Genomic DNA, 14965 nt, shown 5'->3' with positions numbered 1-14965 from the left:
TGACGACGATGATCGACGCCACGGAGGTCAGGGCCTGGCTGGGTGCCTTCGCCGGGGAGATCGCCGCCAACCGCAATCTCCTCACGCAGCTCGACGCGGCGATCGGCGACGCCGACCACGGCATCAATCTCGACCGTGGCCTGACCGAGGTGGTCGCCGCGCTCGATGACCTGGCCGACGCGTCGCCCGGCGTACTCCTCAAGACCACAGGAATGACCCTGGTACGCACGGTGGGTGGTGCCAGCGGACCCCTCTACGGCACCTTCTTCCTGCGCATGTCCGCGGCCGTTGGCGACGCGGAGGCGCTGGATCCGGCTCGGTTCGCGGCCGCGCTGCGAGCGGGCCTGGACGGGGTGGTCGCGCGCGGACGCGCCCAGGCCGGAGACAAGACGATGTACGACGCGCTCGCGCCGGCCTGTGATGCCCTCGACGACGCGTTCGCTGCGAGGCTGGATCTGGCCACCGCCGTGCAGCGAGCCGCCGCGGCGGCTGACACGGGTCGCGACGCGACCACCCCGATGCTCGCGCGCAAGGGCAGGGCCTCGTATCTCGGCGAGCGCAGCGTCGGTCACCAGGACCCAGGGGCCACGTCGTCGGCCCTGCTGGTGTCGACGCTGGCGCGGGTTCTGGGCGCGGGGACGATGCGGTGACCGGCCTAGTGGTGGTCTCACACAGTCGTGCACTGGCCGACGCATCCGTAGCCCTGGCCTCAGAGATGCTGCACGGGTCCCGGGTGCGCATCGCGGTCGCAGCCGGACTGGACGCAACGACGTTCGGCACCGATGCCACCGCCATCGTCGAGGCGATTACCGCCGCGGATGACGGCGATGGTGTCGTCGTCTTGATGGACCTCGGCAGCGCGGTCCTGTCGGCGGAGATGGCCCTGGACATGATCGACCCCGCCCTACGCGAGCGGGTGGTGCTGTGCCCAGCACCGCTCGTTGAGGGGCTTGTCGTCGCGGCCGTCGCAGCAGCCGGAGGAGCACCTCCCGCGGAGGTCGCCGCGGAGGCGGTCGGGTCGCTGGCGGCAAAGCAGTCACATGTGAACCCCATCGTGGACACGGTCGATCTCGATCGGCCCCACAGCGATGCGGCAGGGACGGCCACCGTCGCGGCCGTGCCACTGTCGGCCGTCGTCAAGATCCTCAACCCACATGGCCTGCATGCCCGCCCGGCCGCCCGCCTCGTCCAGGAGGCACGGCGGTACGACGCCCGCGTGCAACTGCGCAACCTCGACACCGGAGCCGGGCCGGTACCGGCGACCAGCCTGTCCCGGGTCGCCGCGCTCGGAGCTCTCCACGGCCACCGCGTCGAGGTCAGTGCCACCGGAGCTCAGGCACGTGAGGCGCTCCAGCACGTCGTTGACCTCGCCGAGCGCCGGTTCGACGAGCCCGAGCCCGCTGCCACCGAGCAGGCTGCCCCCGTGGCGCACAACGGCGGCCCGCTCGCTGCCTCACCCGGCATCGCCATCGGACCGGCGATCCCCATCCGCTCGGCCGACGTCGACGTACCGGACGAGGAGGCCGAAGACGAGGTCGTCGAGTGGCGGCGGCTGCGCGCTGCGGTCGCCGAGGTACGACGACAGATCCAGCGCGTGCGAGTGACTGCGGCACAAGAAGCCGGCGTGGGCGAGGCCGGGATCTTCGACGCCCACCTCATGCTCATCGACGACGCCGAGCTGCTGGATGACGTACACACTCGCATCCGCACCGGGCTCGCGGCTCCCCGAGCCTGGCTGGACGCCATCGGCGCGGTAGAGTCCGAGTTCGCAGCGGTCCCGGATCCGTACCTTCGGGCCCGGGCAGCCGACGTCCATGCGGTCGGCCAGCAAGTGGCTCGCGTCCTGGTCGGGGCGCCCGAAATCCTCATCGACGGCCAGGGCGTGGTCATCGCCGACGACCTCACACCGGCCCAAGTGGCCGGCCTAGACCCGACCCGGGTCAAGGGCTTGGTGCTCGCCTCGGGGAGCCCAACCGGACACAACGCCATCCTGGCCCGCTCGCGGGCAATCCCAGCGATCGTCGCCGCAGGCGCCGGCGTGCTGGCGATCCCGCCGGGCTCGACGATCGCTCTCGACGGCACGTCCGGCAAGCTGTACGTCAACCCCGACGCGGACACGCGGCACCAACTCGAGGCGCTGGACGAACGCGCCCGAGCCGCCGCGACGCTCGCCATGGAAGCCGCGCATGCGCCTGCCATCACCGCGGACGGGGTCGAGATCCTGGTCGGGGCGAACATCGGCTCAGTAGCCGACGCGCAGGCGGCTGCGGCACACGGAGCAGATCTCGCCGGCCTCGTTCGCACCGAGTTCCTCTACCTCGACCGCCGGGAAGCGCCGACCGTCGAGCAGCAGGTGGAGGTCTATCGTGCGCTCGCCGCCGCACTCGACGGCCGGCGAGTGACCCTCCGCACGCTCGACGTCGGCGGGGACAAGCCTCTCCCCTATGCGCCGCAGCCACCCGAGAACAACCCCTTCCTCGGCATGCGGGGAATCCGCCTCGCGCTCGCCCAGCGGGACCTGCTGCACGACCAGCTGCAGGCGATCGTCCACGTGGCGCACGAGACCCCGGTGAGCGTGATGTTCCCCATGGTGAGCACCCTGGACGAGCTGCTCGAAGCGCGGCGCCGTCTACAGCACGTCATCGAGCTCGACGGCCGCGGCACGCCGGACGACCTCCAGGTCGGCATCATGGTCGAGGTGCCCGCCACCGCCCTCAAGGCCGAGGCCTTCGCACCTCATGTCGACTTCTTCAGCATCGGCACCAACGACCTGACCCAGTACGCGCTCGCGGCCGAGCGAGGAAATCCCGCGGTCGCGGCCATCGGTGACCCGCTCGATCCCGGCGTGTTGAGGCTCGTCGACTCGGTTTGCCGAGCAGCCAGCGGGAGGTGCCTGGTCGCGGTCTGCGGCGAGCTGGCGGCAGACGAGAAAGCGGCGGCGCTGCTCGTGGCCCTCGGGATCCGGGAGCTGAGCGTCGCGCCGGCCTCGGCGCCACGGGTAAAGCAAGCTGTCCGCCTCGCCGCGGCCGCACCAGACCATGACCTCCTGCCCCAGTGCCTCACCGCGACCGGACCTGCCGAGGTGCGGGCCCTGCTTAGATGACGGCGCTGCCCCGGCGGACGCAGTGCGCAAGTTTGCGCGAAGGGCCTAGCGGCCCACGATCGAAAAGCCAGGAAGGAAAGGAATTCAACCGGCCGCGCCGACGACGTCGACACGTCGACCTTCCTGCACGCCCTCGCCTGTCGGAGTCGAACCGACGACCTTCTCATTACGAGAAGGAACGTCGGCGTCATATCTGCTCTCTACGAGCGATTTTGGTAACACGGTCGCCCGCAGCAGACGCGAGATTCCTCAGGAGTATCCGACGTTTTGTGCCACGAGTGATGCCACGCGGCGGGCGGCATGTCGGTGCGCATCGCCCTACGTACCTGACTGATCCAGCGCCGCCCGGATCCAGCTCGGCAACAAGCTGCAAATCCCTGGATCGGCGCTCGGCCTGTGGTTACCGTGCCGGGATGAACGATGCCCACAGCAACCGTCATACGTCGGGCGCCGGGACCAAAGGGCTACCCGTCCGCCAAGCCCCGCCTGCTCCAGTAGCTCGCCCGCCACTTGCACAGGCCGTCCAGTCTGCTGGCCGTCCGATAGCGACCACCTTCGATCTCTCCTCCCCAGCTGCCGCGGTTCATCCGGGAGGTGAAGACGTCAGCGTGGGTCGAGCTGGCGTTTGCTCTTCCATGGCTGTGGTGGAGCTGGCTCTCGATTCAATTCCTCGGTGTGCCGAACCGCGCCCTGTACTGGGTCGGTCTGGCGGTCTGGGTCCTGTCGGCTGTTGTGGTCGTCGCTCACCGGCGCGTAGAGGATCTGCTTGCGCGAAAGGTGTACCGGCTCCGTCCGCCGTCGACGCTGGAATCGCAGCGTCTGGGCCCTGCCTGGTCGGTGAGCGGGTTGCCGTCGACGGCGGCGTCGGCCAGCCAGGCCAGGTACATCCGGACCCTGGACAGGTAGGTGCGCCGGGCCTGCGCGGTCAGGTCCGCGCGGGCGAGGTCGCCGGCGTACTGGTCGAGCACCGCCACCAGCGGCGTCGGCAGTGACGTCGGTCTGCGCCCCCGCTGGCCGGGCGCCTTGTTCTCTGAACCGGTTGTGGGTGGTCCACCGGCGCCGGGGAGGTGTTCTCTGAACTCACAGGAGCGATCGTATTAGAGAATCCATGTTCTCTGAACCGGCGTAAGATAGGGGTGTCCGGACCGACGACACTCCACTCCTGAGGTGCCAGCCACACCGGCTCCCCGCAAGGAAGACGCCATGTCCGTCTTGCACCGCACCCGGAAATCACCGAAGACCCCGGCGGATCCTGCTGACACGGCCGCCGCGGATCCAACACCCGCAACGATCCCACCCCCCGCAGCCTCGACCGAGCCTGCAGCGGCACCGGCGCCCTCGCCGGGTCCGGTGCCCCGCACCCGCGCGGGCGCCACCTGGGTCGGGATCTGCGCCGCCGTGCTCACGCTCGTGGTGCTGATCGTGTTCATGCTGCAAAACACCCGCCGCGTCGAGGTCAGCTTCCTGTGGATGAACGGGTCCGTGCCGCTGGCGCTGGCCCTGCTGATCGCCGGCGTCGGCGTCGGCATCGTCGCCATGGTGGTCGGCACCGCGCGGGTAACCCAGCTGCGCCGGCTCGTCCGCGACCCCCGGCAGCGTCACTGAGTCTGGGCATCGGGACCCGGCGCCAGGTGGCGCGGCCGGATCCCGGTGCCCGCAGTCCTCGCCTGGAGGGGCGCTAGCCAGGAAGCCAGGGTCCACCAGGCGCCCGAACCCCACGGCGAGGAAGGCGAATCGCAGTGGCGAGCAGCCGACGTAAGGCGCAGCGGCCCACGGCGGCCGGCCCTGTGCCCGTGCAGGTGCTGCTCGGTGGCCGATGGCTGACCGCCAAGGCCCACGCCATCCGAGCCGGCCGCCTCGGCTCCCAAGTGCTGATCGACTGCCACGGATACCTGGTCTGGATCAACGCCGCCCGCGTCCGCCGACCCAGTACCCCCGCACGACAACCCCACGACCTTCCCGACCAGCCGACGGCCCAACCGAAACCCGGCGAGGCGACCCGCGCGGCGCCAGATCTCGCGTCCGGGACGGACGGCTCCGAACCCCCACAGAAGAGGTGACACCACCATGGCGCGACCAATCCGACGCCACATCAGGCCCGTCCAACCGGACCAACCCTCCGGGCAGGACCAGGTAGAGTCAGCCGGCCAGGACCGGCCGGGGCAACCGATGCGCTGGCGGCCGAGCGAACCGTTCGCCCACCTCGACGACATCTACCGGCGGATGAACCAGATGATGCACAACCTGGCCGAGGAAGTCGACCTGCGCTCGTGGCGGTCCCCGGTCGACATCGAGGAGACCGACGACGCCTACCTGGTCGAGATCGACCTGCCCGGCGTGCCCCGCGACACTCTCACCCTCGAGTGGAACGACCGCCAGCTCACCCTGCACGGCGAGGTCACAGACCGGGAACGGATCGGCATCCTGCACCAGCAGGCCCGCCGCACCGGCCCGTTCGACCACACCATCACCCTGCCCGGCGCCGTCGACGGCGACACGATCGAAGCCACACTGGCCAACGGGGTCCTCACCGTCCACGCACCCAAGGCCCAAGCCGCCAAAGGTCGCCGCATCGAGATCAGCGACACGCCACCAGCAGCGTCATCGACAGATGCGACCAAGGCGACGGGAGGCGACCCAGCCAGCGACCCGCCGCCCAACGGCGGGTGAGCGGGAACAGCATCGATTCCGGGAGGCCGCTGCCATGATTGTGCTCGCACTGATCCTTATTGCCGTCGCCGTGACGCTCGGGTTCGGCGTGGCCGCCTCGTCCGCCGACGACGCAAACCTGGAGGTCTTCGGCGCCAGCCTCGGCGTCACGGTGGCGGGTGTCTTCTTTGCCGGCGCCGCAACCGCGGCCACGCTGGTCCTCGGGCTCTGGCTGCTCAAGAAGGGCATGCGCCGCGGCTACCGCCGCCGCAAGGAGGTCCAAGAGCTACGCCACCAGCTCGACACCACGCCGACCACCGCCACCGAACCCGCCAGCCAAGCCATCGCCGCCGACGACCCCGTTGCCTATCAGGCTGACGCCTCACCGGACCCGTCGACGCAGCGGCCCACCAACCCATAGGCGCGACCCCGGCGCTGTAGCCTCAACGCCGGGGCCCGGGGCCAACCAGGGGCCAGTCGTCCACGACGCCACCAGATCCCCTGACGTCCACTCTTCGGCGCATGGCCTGCACCGTAGAGCGTGCCCAGGGCCACACAGCCGCTACTTGTCGGCGGCGGGCCAAGTTCGGGAGTCCGGGCCGACACGCCATCTCGATCCTGTTGCCACTGCGATCGCGGCGCAGGTCAGAAGAGGATCTGGTGCAGGGGGTCGCCGTCGGTCAGTAGCAGGTTGATCCGCTCTGCGACCCGATCGTAGGCCGCGGCCTGGCGCGCGGCGAGTTCGACGTCAGCATCCGGGTTGGCCTGCAGGACCGCGAGCAGCACCCTGGTGTCGTCGTCGCCGGGCAGATCCAGCAGGGCGATCAACCGGCCGAGCGGCTGCAGCAGTTCCTTGGGCCCGATCGGGTGCGGCGTGCCGGTCCACAGATCCAGGTCGGGGGCGAAGTCGTCGAGCAGTTCAGCGAGGTCGTCGAGGCGCCTGCGCTGCTCTGGGTCGAGCACCGCGGCCCGGTCGACCGGCGCCAGGGCGAGGTTGATCACTCTGAGCGCCGCTGCGAGTGTCTCGATGGCGGCCTGCGAAATCCAGACGACCCGCAGCGGCATCAGCTCCCGCCCTTCCGCGAACACCCGCGGTCGAATGCTTTGGCCTGGGCCGGCCGGCGGCACGCTGAACGCGTCCAGCGCATCTCGCAGTACCTCTCCTGCCCGTTGCAACGCGCCCAGCGCCTCGCCGCCTGTCAACGCCGTCGGCAACAGCCCCGGGCCCGCTTCGGCCGCCGTGCCTTGCTCGACTCGCGACAGCCCTTGCAGCAGGTTCTCGGCGCGCCGGTACATCAGTGCGAATGCCTCGTTATCGGGCACCAACCGCCAACTCATCGCCGGACTCCTTTCAGCGCTCGATGGTGGCCCACCGCTGTCCACGCTGCGTTGCAGCACGGCATGCTTCGAGCGGCGCTCCATGAGGGTCGCGGTGGCTGCCGGTCGCTAATGCCGGGCTTGGCGCCATGCCCGGTAGCGGGCGATGATCAGCATCCGGTTGATGCGGGTCTCGGTCGAAGCGTTGTGTGGAGGCGGGACGGAGTTGGGCTGCGTCGGCGTGGTGATGGCTGGGCGCCGGTGGAGGTGTCTGGAGTGTCGTCTGTGCATGGCGAATCCCCCTCTTTCGGGGCACTGCGTAGGGCGCTTTCAGTGTGCGCCTTGATCCCGCGGTTCGTCACCTTCGAGACAGGCGCGGCTGGCCTGGCGCGACGCGGATCCGCATTCAGGTTTATGGCACGGGTCTCAGTACGAGCCGAAGTACGACGGCTTCCTTTACTGACCCTTGTCATCCGGCGGCCTCGGGGGCCGTTGACGTTCTGTGGAGGCGCTGCCGAGCATCGGTCCGTTGGCCGGGCCGACGGGTCGCGTCGGTCGACCGAGGTCAGCTTGGCTGCTGCCCGACGTGTGTTGGCCGGCCCGACCCGAACCCCTTGAGCTTGAGAGCGGCAGGCCAAGGCTCGCAGACACACATGGCAGGCGTCAAAGACGCTTGACGATCGACGAGCGTCAATCTAGCTTGACGGTGTGGGTGTCGAGTTGGATGAGGCGAGGCGGATGGTGGAGGCGGCGACAGGCCCGGACCCCGAGACCGGGTTGGCCGCGGTGGTGGCGCTGCGCGGTCTGGTCGAGGTGCTCGAGGCGCTGCAGGTCGACAACGCCCGGGCGCAGGGCTGGTCTTGGCGGGACATCGCCCGCCGGCTGGGCGTGTCCAAGCAGGCCGTGCACTACAAGCACGGACTGCGATTCCGGGGCCGGTGACGGCGATGTGGGATCGGTTCACGCCTGAGGCGCGGCGCGTGATTGTCGCCGCGCAGAATGAGGCCGAGGAACTCGGCCACGGCTACATCGGGGACGAGCACGTCCTGCTCGGCCTGTTGGGCGATGACGCGGGCTCCGCCCAGCGGTTCCTGCGTGAGCACGGCTTGGACCTCGCGGCCGCGAGGACCGATCTGCTGCGCCTCACAGCGGCGGGGCGCATCCCACAGTCGCGTGGCGACGATGCCGCAACTCTGCGCGCGGTGGGGATTGACGTCGGCCAGGTCGAACGGCAACTGAAGGCGGCGTTCGGCCCGGACGCGGTCGGCGAGGCGGTCTGGCGAGCAAGTCGACGGCCGTGGTGGCGTGGCGGTGGTCGACGCCGCAACCCGCTGTGCGGGAAGCCGTTCTTGGCCAAGCCGGCCTTGGCCCTCGCGGTCGAGTACGCAGACAGCCGAGGGCACGACGCAGGTCCGGAGCACCTGTTGTACGGGGTGTTGCAGGACGCGGCTGACCCGTTTGGCGCCGGATTGGGCCGACGCGGCCGCAAACACCTTGCCCAGCTGGGGTGGAGCATCGGGGCGAGCAAACCGGCTGCCGCGCTCCTGGCGGCGCATGGCCTCGACCCCGGCCGGCTGCGTGCCCAACTGTCCGCCGACCTGGGATCCGCCCCCTGACCCTGGCAGCGCATATCGCCACACCTGACGAGTTCAGACAACTAGCCTTTCCTGCACTGGTCGAGGGGTCGGCTCGTGTACCTCGGTCTGTCAGGCCCGGCGTCCGTGTCGCGGATGGTTGGAGCTCACCAGGTCAAGCGGCGGCAGCGCGCTTTCTTTGGAGGCGTTCCTGGTCTGGCCATTTGACGTCGTACGCCCAGCCAAGCCGTTCGAATCCCTTGATGAACCAGGCGTTGACGTCGACCTGTCCCTTGAGAACGCCGTGGCGTGCGCAAGTGGGGTCGGCGTGGTGCAGGTTGTGCCATGACTCGCCCTGACTTAGGACGGCAAGCCACCAGACGTTTCCTGACCGGTCGCGGGCGTCGAAGGGTTTCTCGCCGGTGACATGACAGATCGAGTTGATCGAGAATGTGACGTGGTGCATCAGGGCGATACGGACGAGAGTGCCCCAGAAGAATCCGGTTGCGGCACCGTGCCACGACCTGTCCCACAGTCCACCGATGAGCGCCGGTGCTAGCAGAGAGATCGCCGCCAATCCACGGAAGTGCCTCGTAATCGATGCCATGTCGCGGTCGTTCAGCAGGTCTGGGGCGTAGTGCCTCGGGTCAGCGCGATCTTCACCCCAGAGCACCCACCCGACATGGGCAAAAATGAACCCCTTGGTCACCGCCCAAGCGGTGGTGCCGTAGCGCCAGGGCGAGTGTGGATCTCCATCTCGGTCGGAGAACTTGTGGTGTTTGCGGTGGTCGGCTACCCAGCGGATGACGGGTCCTTCAAGCGCCATACTGCCGGCGATCGCGAGTCCGATCTTCAGGCCACGCTTGCTCTTGAAGGAGCCGTGGGTGAAGCCGCGGTGGTAACCGGCGCCGATGCCGGTGGCGGTGACCACGTAGAACACGACCAGGAGGACGACGTCGTGCCAGCCGATCCACCCGCCCCAGGCAAAGAAGATCCCTGGCAGTAGCGCGAGAGTAGGCACGACGATGAACACCCAGATGAGCCCACGCTCGAGCTTGCCACCAACGGGTTGGAATTCGCCCGGAGGAGAATCATCGGAGCCTGCTGCTGAAGTCATGGTTCACTCCTAGATACTTCTCCTCAGACCGACACCCGAGCACGGGTGGGGCTTCGTGAGCCGCCACTTGCGCGTCCAAGCACGTCGCTGCTGACCCCGAAAGCCTCGACGTCTCGATCGGCCCGGGCGGACCGACGACGAATCCAACAGATGCCCGACGCACGATCATCCGCTCGCGGCTCCACTCGTAACGATGACACCTGACCGCACCGCCTCCCACTCCACATCGCCGACCAAGGCCGACCCGCCGGTCAGCTGGCTCGTCGGAGATCCATCGGCGGCGCCGGGTGGTGTTCTGGTGGGAAGCCGGCGGGTGGTGACCAACTCGTCGGCCACGATGCGGAGCTTGACGTTGTTGTCTTGCGAATAGCGGCGGAGCACCGCGAACGCCTGGTCGGCGTCGATCGCGAAGCGTTCCATCAACAGGCCCTGGGCCTGGCCGATGAGCGTGCGGGCCTCCACCGCGTGTGCCAGCGTCGACGCTTCCCGGACGGTCGCGACGGCGACCGCGGCGTGCCGGGCCAGCAGACGCGCGGTGGCCTCATCGGCGGCGGTGAACTGGCCCGGACGTGTTCGATAGAGGTTGAGCGCGCCGAGGGTCGACCGGGTAGTGAATAGCCAGACGGTGAGGACGCTGCGCAGACCCAGCTCGGCCACCCGTGGACTCCACCGCGGCCACCGCGGGTCGACAGTGGTGTCGCAGACCAAGACGCTGTGGTGCTCCCTGCTCACCGGGACACAGGGCCCCTCGCCGTACTCCAGTTGCAGTCGGTCAGCCTGCTCGACCCGTTGGTCCGTGACACCGGCGGTCTGCAGACCCCTGCCGCGCTGCACCAGAACCACTCCGGCGCAGTCGCACCCGGTGGCGCGCCGCGCGCACTCCAGCACCCGGCCCACCGTCTCGGCCATGCTCGCCGCGCCGTACAGCTCCATCGCCAACTGCGCGAACCCGGCAGCTACCACCACGCCTGTCGCGGGCGAACGTGAACTGGGGCGGTAACTGCCAGCTGCAATGGGCTGATGATCCGCAGTGCGTGTGAGAGACATGGGCCCGACTCCCTGCAATAACACAGCATTGGAGGGCCGTCGAGGTCTAGGGCAGCCGAGCACGCCGTTCCGAAGTCAGAACCGGTGTGATGCTTCGAACGATACCGCCAATCCGCACCCGCAGCGCCACTGAAGTCCATGGCTGGACAGGCAGGTCGAACGCCCCGTTTCCCTGCGTCCTCAGGCCGAGCCCCACGGACGGGACTACCTCGCTGTCCAGGCAGCGTTCCTTGGGGGTTGGTGAGTGCGTCAGTCCTGCCCGGCGAAACGCCGCAGGAGGCGACGACCGGCGGTCCAGCCCCGCCCGAACGCCACCTCGAGGCTGTGTTGGCGCATGAGCCGGCGCACCATCTGGCGGTGCCTCGGGCGCTGTCGCTGCTGCTGTACTGGCTCACCCTGCCCGCCCGCCTGATGGGCCGGGTGATCGTCTTTTGCTTGCGGCATCGGATGTTGTCGATCCTGGCCAAGATCGTCATTGGGTTCTTGCTGCTGGGTGTACTCGGGGTTTGGTTCTTCCTCGGCTTCTCGCACTACGTGGTGTTCATGTTGTCGCCGTTCCTCGCGCCGTTTCGTGGTGCCGTGGGCCAGGAAGGTGCAGGAATTGGGAGACATGAAAGGCGAGCCTGAGGTTGCTCTCGCTCGGCAGATCGACAAGGCGTCGGCCGAGCTGGCCGGGTCGATGTCGGAGCTGGTGCGGCCGGAAGTCGCCTGGTGGTTCTTGCTGCGCTTGTCCTCCGCGGGCGCTGCTCAGATCCACGTGCTCCGCCTGGTTGCGGCCGGGTTGCACCGGATGACTCAGATGCCTCAAGACCGATTCGTCGACCCGAGCGAGGACCCGGACGACGTGATCGACCGGATGGCCGGCCACCTGACCCGGGCAGAAGACCTCATTCAACGTGCCGTCACTGCACTGCACGATGCGCGTACGGAGATCGAGGAACTGCAGACGCTGCCGTGACAGGGCGCGTGAACACGAGGCTCCGCTAGAAAGTGTCCGTGGCCGGTGGGATCGTGTTGTGGTATGGAGCTGATGGGCCGGGATTTCGACCGCATCCGACGGGAACACCTGCGCGGCGTGAAGGTGACGGACTTCGCTCATCTGTGGTGGCAGGCCGAGCAGCGCGGCGATGCGTTGCGTGCTGAAGATCAGGTCGATTGGTACCTGGTCGGGGTGCTCGCGGCGTGCCGGTGGATCGCTAACGCGTGGGTTCCGTACGACGGCCCGATCGACGGTCGCAACGGTGAGATGGCCAAGACGCCGCTGACCCTGAAAAGTGCGTGGGTCATCGAGGAGCTCATCGAGGAAGAGACCCTGTACGCTGAGCGGCTGGTCGGGCGGTGGCAGTGGCCGGGTCGCCCGGGTTACGTCGAGGGAGTCGCCACGACGTTCGCCTGGACGTGGCGACGCTCGGGTGTGCCGCCGATCCAGGTTGAGCAAGCGCACGCGAGCTGACCAAAGCGGGGTTGGCATCGAGAAGGGGCCTCAGGAGAGCCATTGGGTGGGCTTCCTGAGGCCCCTTCTGCGGCCTGAGGCAAGGGCTAGGCGTTGCGTTGGCGGGGGTGTCGTTCGCCGGCGTCGAGTCCTGAGGTGATGGTGCGGTCGGCTTCGTTGGGGGGTAGACCGATGCGGGCGGCGGCTGAGACGAGTTCGCCGCGGCTGCGCCGACAGCGGATGGGTCGGACCTGTGGTCCAACTGTTGCCGGACCAGGTCGGCGAGCCTGGGCGGCAACTGGAAGAACTTCTCACCGATTCTCAGGTGCACTCCGTCGGTTCGCTGGTCGACGTCATCGTCGGTCAGGCTGCGATCGATGGCATCGTCAGGCCGAACAGGAGTGCCAGTGCGCCGCTGAGCCGAACGTCGAGCGGCAGCTCGGTATCGTTGATCAACGGCACCGTCCGCGTCGCATCTCTTCGCGCCGACCTGCTCAACACCCGCGGGCACAACACGCGGCTGCAGCAACACATCCGGGCACTGGAGAACCGGCTGTCGGACAGCCTTGGTGAGGCTGTCTTTCGCGATAGTGGCCTCGGCGCGCCCGACGACATCCGAAGCCTCCAGCAGGCACTCACCGGCCTCGAACAACAACTCCTCGAGCTGGCGCCACCAGCTCGAAGTACGCAGTGATGAGCTGGCCGCGGGCCGAGCGGCCAAGGGCGAACTGATGACTCAGCTCAACACCCGACAGTGAACCGAGGTTCACGGCACCCGCTCGACGTCGCTTGGATCCATATCGACCTCGACTCGCACCATCCGAGACGCCGGCCGGGGAGCCCTCGTCAGCGGGGGTCGGGCGTGACGAGCCTGTTCTGGTAGGCGAGGACTACGAGCTGGGCTCGGTCTCGGGCACCGAGTTTGGTCATGGCGCGCTGGATATGGGTGCGGACGGTGAGGACGCTCAGGTGGAGGGCCGCGGCGATCTCGGCGTTTGCGTGACCTCGGGCTGCCAGTTTCATGACCTCGAGTTCGCGGTTGGTGAGGTCGCGAAGGGCGGGGCTGGCGGGTGTCGGCGGCGAGGTGGCGAGAAATTGGGTGATGAGGGCCTTGGTGGCGCCCGCGGACAGCAGGCTTTCGCCGGTGGCGATCAAGCGGATGGCGTCGAGGAGAGCGTCGGTGGTGACGTACTTGCCGAGGAAGCCGCTGGCGCCGGCGCGGAGTGCGCGGGCGACATGGTCATCGTTCTCGAAAGTGGTGAGGACCAGGACGCGGGTGTCGGCGAGGTCGGGGTCGGCGCAGATTGTTTCGGTGGCGGTGAGCCCGTCGGTTCCCGGCATGCGCAAGTCCATCAGTACGACGTCAGGATGGTGGAGCCGGGTGAGTTCGACGGCCTCGGCGCCGTCGGCTGCCTCGGCGACGACCTCAAGGTCCTGGCAGGAGTCGATGAGGATCCGGAAGGTCCCACGGAGGAGGGCCTGATCATCGGCGAGGAGCACTCGGATCGTCATGACGACGTCGGGATGGTCGGGAGGCGGAGCGGAGCTAGGTGGGTCTGAAGAGGGAGGGTGGTAACGACCTCGAAGGTTCCGGGGTTCACGTCGTTGACGGTCAGGTGGCCGCCAACGGCTTTGGCGCGCTCGTGCATGCCGGTGAGGCCGAAGCCCGGCGTATCCGACTGCGGCGGCACGGTCGGGCTGCTGTTGTTACCGACCGTGATCGTGAGGGCTCCGTTCCTGTAGTGGAGGCTGAGATGAGCGCTGCCGGTCGAGCTGTGCTTGGTGGCGTTTGTCAGAGCCTCTTGAATGATGCGGTAGGCGCTCAGATCGATGCCGGACGGCAGCTCCTGCGGCTCACCTTCCACTTCACAGGTGACCTGTAGCCCTGCCGATCTGCAAGAGGTCAGCAGGTCCGGGAGCTTGGCCAGGCCGGGCGCCGGCTCCAGTGATTCGTCGTCCGCGCCGCCTGTGCGCAAGACGCCGATGGTGTCCCGCAGGTCGAGCATGGCTGTGGTGGTGGTGGCTTGCAGGTCGGCGAGCATTGTCTTGGTGAGTTGGGGGTTGCTGTCGAGCAGGTGCGCTGCGGTGCCGGCCTGAGCGTGCGCGACGGCCATGTGGTGGGCCACGATGTCGTGAAGATCTCGAGCGATCCGCAGGCGTTCCTCACTCACCCGTAATCTGGCCTCCTCCTCGCGGGTCCGTTCGGCGTACTCCGCTCGCGCGTGTACGGCGTCGAGGTACGCGCGCCGCAGTCGCGAACTGCTGCCGAGGGCCAGCGGCAAGAGCAGCCAGAGCGCAGGCCCCAGCGCCCGCAGTGCCACCATCTCGTCGAAGTTGTCGAGGCCGACCGCAGTCGCGACGACAGCAGCGGTCGTGATGCCGCCGAACGTCCAGCTGGTCCGTGGCGTGGTTGTTGCCGCCAGCCAATACAGCGCCACCATCACCGGGGCCAGCAGGAGCGGGGTGAGCAGGTAGCCGAGGCTGCCGGTGACGACTGCGCACAAGGTCGTCACGACCACCGCTGTGCGGGCGTGGCCGCGCGCCTTCAGGAGGGTCAGGCAGGCAAGCCCGGTCAGCAGCGCAGCGCCCCATACGTTGTCCGGGCGGCCCTCGCCCGGACCCACCAGGGTCAGGCCGAGTACCGCGCCCCCGAAGAGCGCGGTCACGATCACGGCGTCGGTCAGCCAGGGGTTGCGTTCGGTGTACTGCTCAAGGTCGATCACGAC

At 68.4% G+C, this 14965-nt stretch carries 18 protein-coding genes and 1 pseudogene; 13 read left to right on the top strand and 6 right to left on the bottom strand.

The genetic code is table 11. From position 1 onward, the window contains the following. Positions 1-8 precede the first annotated feature (8 nt). The 3 genes and pseudogenes from dhaL (at position 9) to ptsP (ending at position 3103) form a co-directional block, all read left to right on the top strand. Positions 9-650, top strand: coding sequence for a dihydroxyacetone kinase subunit DhaL (gene dhaL, locus ACGFIF_RS38170; RefSeq protein ID WP_393161565.1), 642 nt, complete (start codon positions 9-11; stop codon positions 648-650). Beyond that, positions 647-1048 (top strand): annotated as a pseudogene (gene dhaM, locus ACGFIF_RS38165) (dihydroxyacetone kinase phosphoryl donor subunit DhaM); the annotation flags it as partial. The gene dhaL and the pseudogene dhaM, both read left to right, overlap by 4 nt. Beyond that, positions 1043-3103 carry a phosphoenolpyruvate--protein phosphotransferase gene (gene ptsP, locus ACGFIF_RS38160; protein WP_393161957.1) on the top strand — a complete coding sequence of 687 codons (2061 nt, stop codon included), beginning with the start codon at positions 1043-1045 and terminating at the stop codon, positions 3101-3103. The pseudogene dhaM and the gene ptsP, both read left to right, overlap by 6 nt. A gap of 743 nt (positions 3104-3846) precedes the next feature. Here the strand turns inward: ptsP and ACGFIF_RS38155 are convergent. Continuing rightward, positions 3847-4077 carry a hypothetical protein gene (locus tag ACGFIF_RS38155; protein ID WP_393161563.1) on the bottom strand — a complete coding sequence of 77 codons (231 nt, stop codon included), beginning with the start codon at positions 4075-4077 and terminating at the stop codon, positions 3847-3849. Positions 4078-4306: 229 nt separating this feature from the next. On the opposite strand from ACGFIF_RS38155, the gene ACGFIF_RS38150 reads away from it, so the two are divergent. The 4 genes from ACGFIF_RS38150 to ACGFIF_RS38135 all read left to right on the top strand — a co-directional run bounded on the left by ACGFIF_RS38150 (position 4307) and on the right by ACGFIF_RS38135 (position 6173). Further along, entirely contained in the window at positions 4307-4708 is a 402-nt protein-coding gene (locus tag ACGFIF_RS38150) for a lipopolysaccharide assembly LapA domain-containing protein (RefSeq protein ID WP_393161561.1), read from the top strand. Between the two features lie 134 nt (positions 4709-4842). Next, the gene (locus ACGFIF_RS38145; protein WP_393161559.1) at positions 4843-5163 is read left to right on the top strand and encodes a hypothetical protein; all 321 of its coding nucleotides are present in this window, start codon (positions 4843-4845) and stop codon (positions 5161-5163) included. A gap of 7 nt (positions 5164-5170) precedes the next feature. Then, positions 5171-5773 carry an Hsp20/alpha crystallin family protein gene (locus ACGFIF_RS38140; RefSeq protein ID WP_393161557.1) on the top strand — a complete coding sequence of 201 codons (603 nt, stop codon included), beginning with the start codon at positions 5171-5173 and terminating at the stop codon, positions 5771-5773. 34 nt (positions 5774-5807) lie between these two features. Then, entirely contained in the window at positions 5808-6173 is a 366-nt protein-coding gene (locus ACGFIF_RS38135; RefSeq protein ID WP_393161555.1) for a hypothetical protein, read from the top strand. A 224-nt stretch (positions 6174-6397) separates the two neighbouring features. Here the strand turns inward: ACGFIF_RS38135 and ACGFIF_RS38130 are convergent, their stop codons facing one another. Then, positions 6398-7090, bottom strand: coding sequence for a hypothetical protein (locus tag ACGFIF_RS38130; protein WP_393161553.1), 693 nt, complete (start codon positions 7088-7090; stop codon positions 6398-6400). A gap of 717 nt (positions 7091-7807) precedes the next feature. Here ACGFIF_RS38130 and ACGFIF_RS38125 point away from each other — a divergent pair. Both ACGFIF_RS38125 and ACGFIF_RS38120 read left to right on the top strand, forming a co-directional pair. Further along, positions 7808-8011 carry an AsnC family protein gene (locus ACGFIF_RS38125; RefSeq protein WP_393161955.1) on the top strand — a complete coding sequence of 68 codons (204 nt, stop codon included), beginning with the start codon at positions 7808-7810 and terminating at the stop codon, positions 8009-8011. A gap of 5 nt (positions 8012-8016) precedes the next feature. Further along, complete coding sequence (locus ACGFIF_RS38120) at positions 8017-8685, top strand: Clp protease N-terminal domain-containing protein (protein WP_393161551.1); 669 nt, start codon at positions 8017-8019, stop codon at positions 8683-8685. A 133-nt stretch (positions 8686-8818) separates the two neighbouring features. Here ACGFIF_RS38120 and ACGFIF_RS38115 read toward each other — a convergent pair whose 3' ends face one another. After that, positions 8819-9760: an acyl-CoA desaturase gene (locus ACGFIF_RS38115; RefSeq protein ID WP_393161549.1), complete on the bottom strand. Its 942-nt coding sequence runs from the start codon at positions 9758-9760 to the stop codon at positions 8819-8821. A gap of 165 nt (positions 9761-9925) precedes the next feature. After that, positions 9926-10726: a GAF and ANTAR domain-containing protein gene (locus ACGFIF_RS38110; protein ID WP_393161547.1), complete on the bottom strand. Its 801-nt coding sequence runs from the start codon at positions 10724-10726 to the stop codon at positions 9926-9928. Positions 10727-11047: 321 nt separating this feature from the next. On the opposite strand from ACGFIF_RS38110, the gene ACGFIF_RS38105 reads away from it, so the two are divergent. The 4 genes from ACGFIF_RS38105 to ACGFIF_RS38090 all read left to right on the top strand — a co-directional run bounded on the left by ACGFIF_RS38105 (position 11048) and on the right by ACGFIF_RS38090 (position 12933). Further along, positions 11048-11434, top strand: a complete 387-nt coding sequence (locus ACGFIF_RS38105; protein WP_393161545.1) for a hypothetical protein — start codon at positions 11048-11050, stop codon at positions 11432-11434. Then, positions 11418-11765: a hypothetical protein gene (locus tag ACGFIF_RS38100; protein WP_393161543.1), complete on the top strand. Its 348-nt coding sequence runs from the start codon at positions 11418-11420 to the stop codon at positions 11763-11765. Before ACGFIF_RS38105 ends, ACGFIF_RS38100 begins: the two co-directional genes overlap by 17 nt. 63 nt (positions 11766-11828) lie before the next feature. After that, positions 11829-12260 carry a hypothetical protein gene (locus ACGFIF_RS38095; RefSeq protein ID WP_393161541.1) on the top strand — a complete coding sequence of 144 codons (432 nt, stop codon included), beginning with the start codon at positions 11829-11831 and terminating at the stop codon, positions 12258-12260. 244 nt (positions 12261-12504) lie between these two features. Then, positions 12505-12933, top strand: a complete 429-nt coding sequence (locus tag ACGFIF_RS38090) for a hypothetical protein (RefSeq protein WP_393161539.1) — start codon at positions 12505-12507, stop codon at positions 12931-12933. Positions 12934-13085: 152 nt separating this feature from the next. On the opposite strand, the gene ACGFIF_RS38085 is transcribed toward ACGFIF_RS38090, so the two are convergent. Both ACGFIF_RS38085 and ACGFIF_RS38080 read right to left on the bottom strand, forming a co-directional pair. Then, positions 13086-13751, bottom strand: a complete 666-nt coding sequence (locus ACGFIF_RS38085) for a response regulator (protein ID WP_393161537.1) — start codon at positions 13749-13751, stop codon at positions 13086-13088. Further along, positions 13748-14962: a sensor histidine kinase gene (locus ACGFIF_RS38080; protein WP_393161535.1), complete on the bottom strand. Its 1215-nt coding sequence runs from the start codon at positions 14960-14962 to the stop codon at positions 13748-13750. Before ACGFIF_RS38080 ends, ACGFIF_RS38085 begins: the two co-directional genes overlap by 4 nt. Between the last annotated feature and the right edge of the window lie 3 nt (positions 14963-14965).

The organism is Kribbella sp. NPDC049174 (genome assembly GCF_043197365.1).
Classification (GTDB): Bacteria; Actinomycetota; Actinomycetes; order Propionibacteriales; family Kribbellaceae; genus Kribbella.
This window is presented reverse-complemented; position numbering and strand designations above follow the sequence as displayed.

What these genes read in the sequence shown, in the direction of transcription:
- ACGFIF_RS38125 (WP_393161955.1), top strand. Translation starts at nt 7,808, where the DNA reads ATGGTGGAGGCGGCGACAGGCCCGGACCCCGAGACCGGGTTGGCCGCG.
- dhaL (WP_393161565.1), top strand. Translation starts at nt 9, where the DNA reads ATGATCGACGCCACGGAGGTCAGGGCCTGGCTGGGTGCCTTCGCCGGG.
- ACGFIF_RS38095 (WP_393161541.1), top strand. Translation starts at nt 11,829, where the DNA reads ATGGAGCTGATGGGCCGGGATTTCGACCGCATCCGACGGGAACACCTG.
- ACGFIF_RS38140 (WP_393161557.1), top strand. Translation starts at nt 5,171, where the DNA reads ATGGCGCGACCAATCCGACGCCACATCAGGCCCGTCCAACCGGACCAA.
- ACGFIF_RS38120 (WP_393161551.1), top strand. Translation starts at nt 8,017, where the DNA reads ATGTGGGATCGGTTCACGCCTGAGGCGCGGCGCGTGATTGTCGCCGCG.
- ACGFIF_RS38085 (WP_393161537.1), bottom strand. Translation starts at nt 13,751, where the DNA reads ATGACGATCCGAGTGCTCCTCGCCGATGATCAGGCCCTCCTCCGTGGG.
- ACGFIF_RS38150 (WP_393161561.1), top strand. Translation starts at nt 4,307, where the DNA reads ATGTCCGTCTTGCACCGCACCCGGAAATCACCGAAGACCCCGGCGGAT.
- ACGFIF_RS38100 (WP_393161543.1), top strand. Translation starts at nt 11,418, where the DNA reads ATGAAAGGCGAGCCTGAGGTTGCTCTCGCTCGGCAGATCGACAAGGCG.
- ACGFIF_RS38130 (WP_393161553.1), bottom strand. Translation starts at nt 7,090, where the DNA reads ATGAGTTGGCGGTTGGTGCCCGATAACGAGGCATTCGCACTGATGTAC.
- ACGFIF_RS38115 (WP_393161549.1), bottom strand. Translation starts at nt 9,760, where the DNA reads ATGACTTCAGCAGCAGGCTCCGATGATTCTCCTCCGGGCGAATTCCAA.
- ACGFIF_RS38135 (WP_393161555.1), top strand. Translation starts at nt 5,808, where the DNA reads ATGATTGTGCTCGCACTGATCCTTATTGCCGTCGCCGTGACGCTCGGG.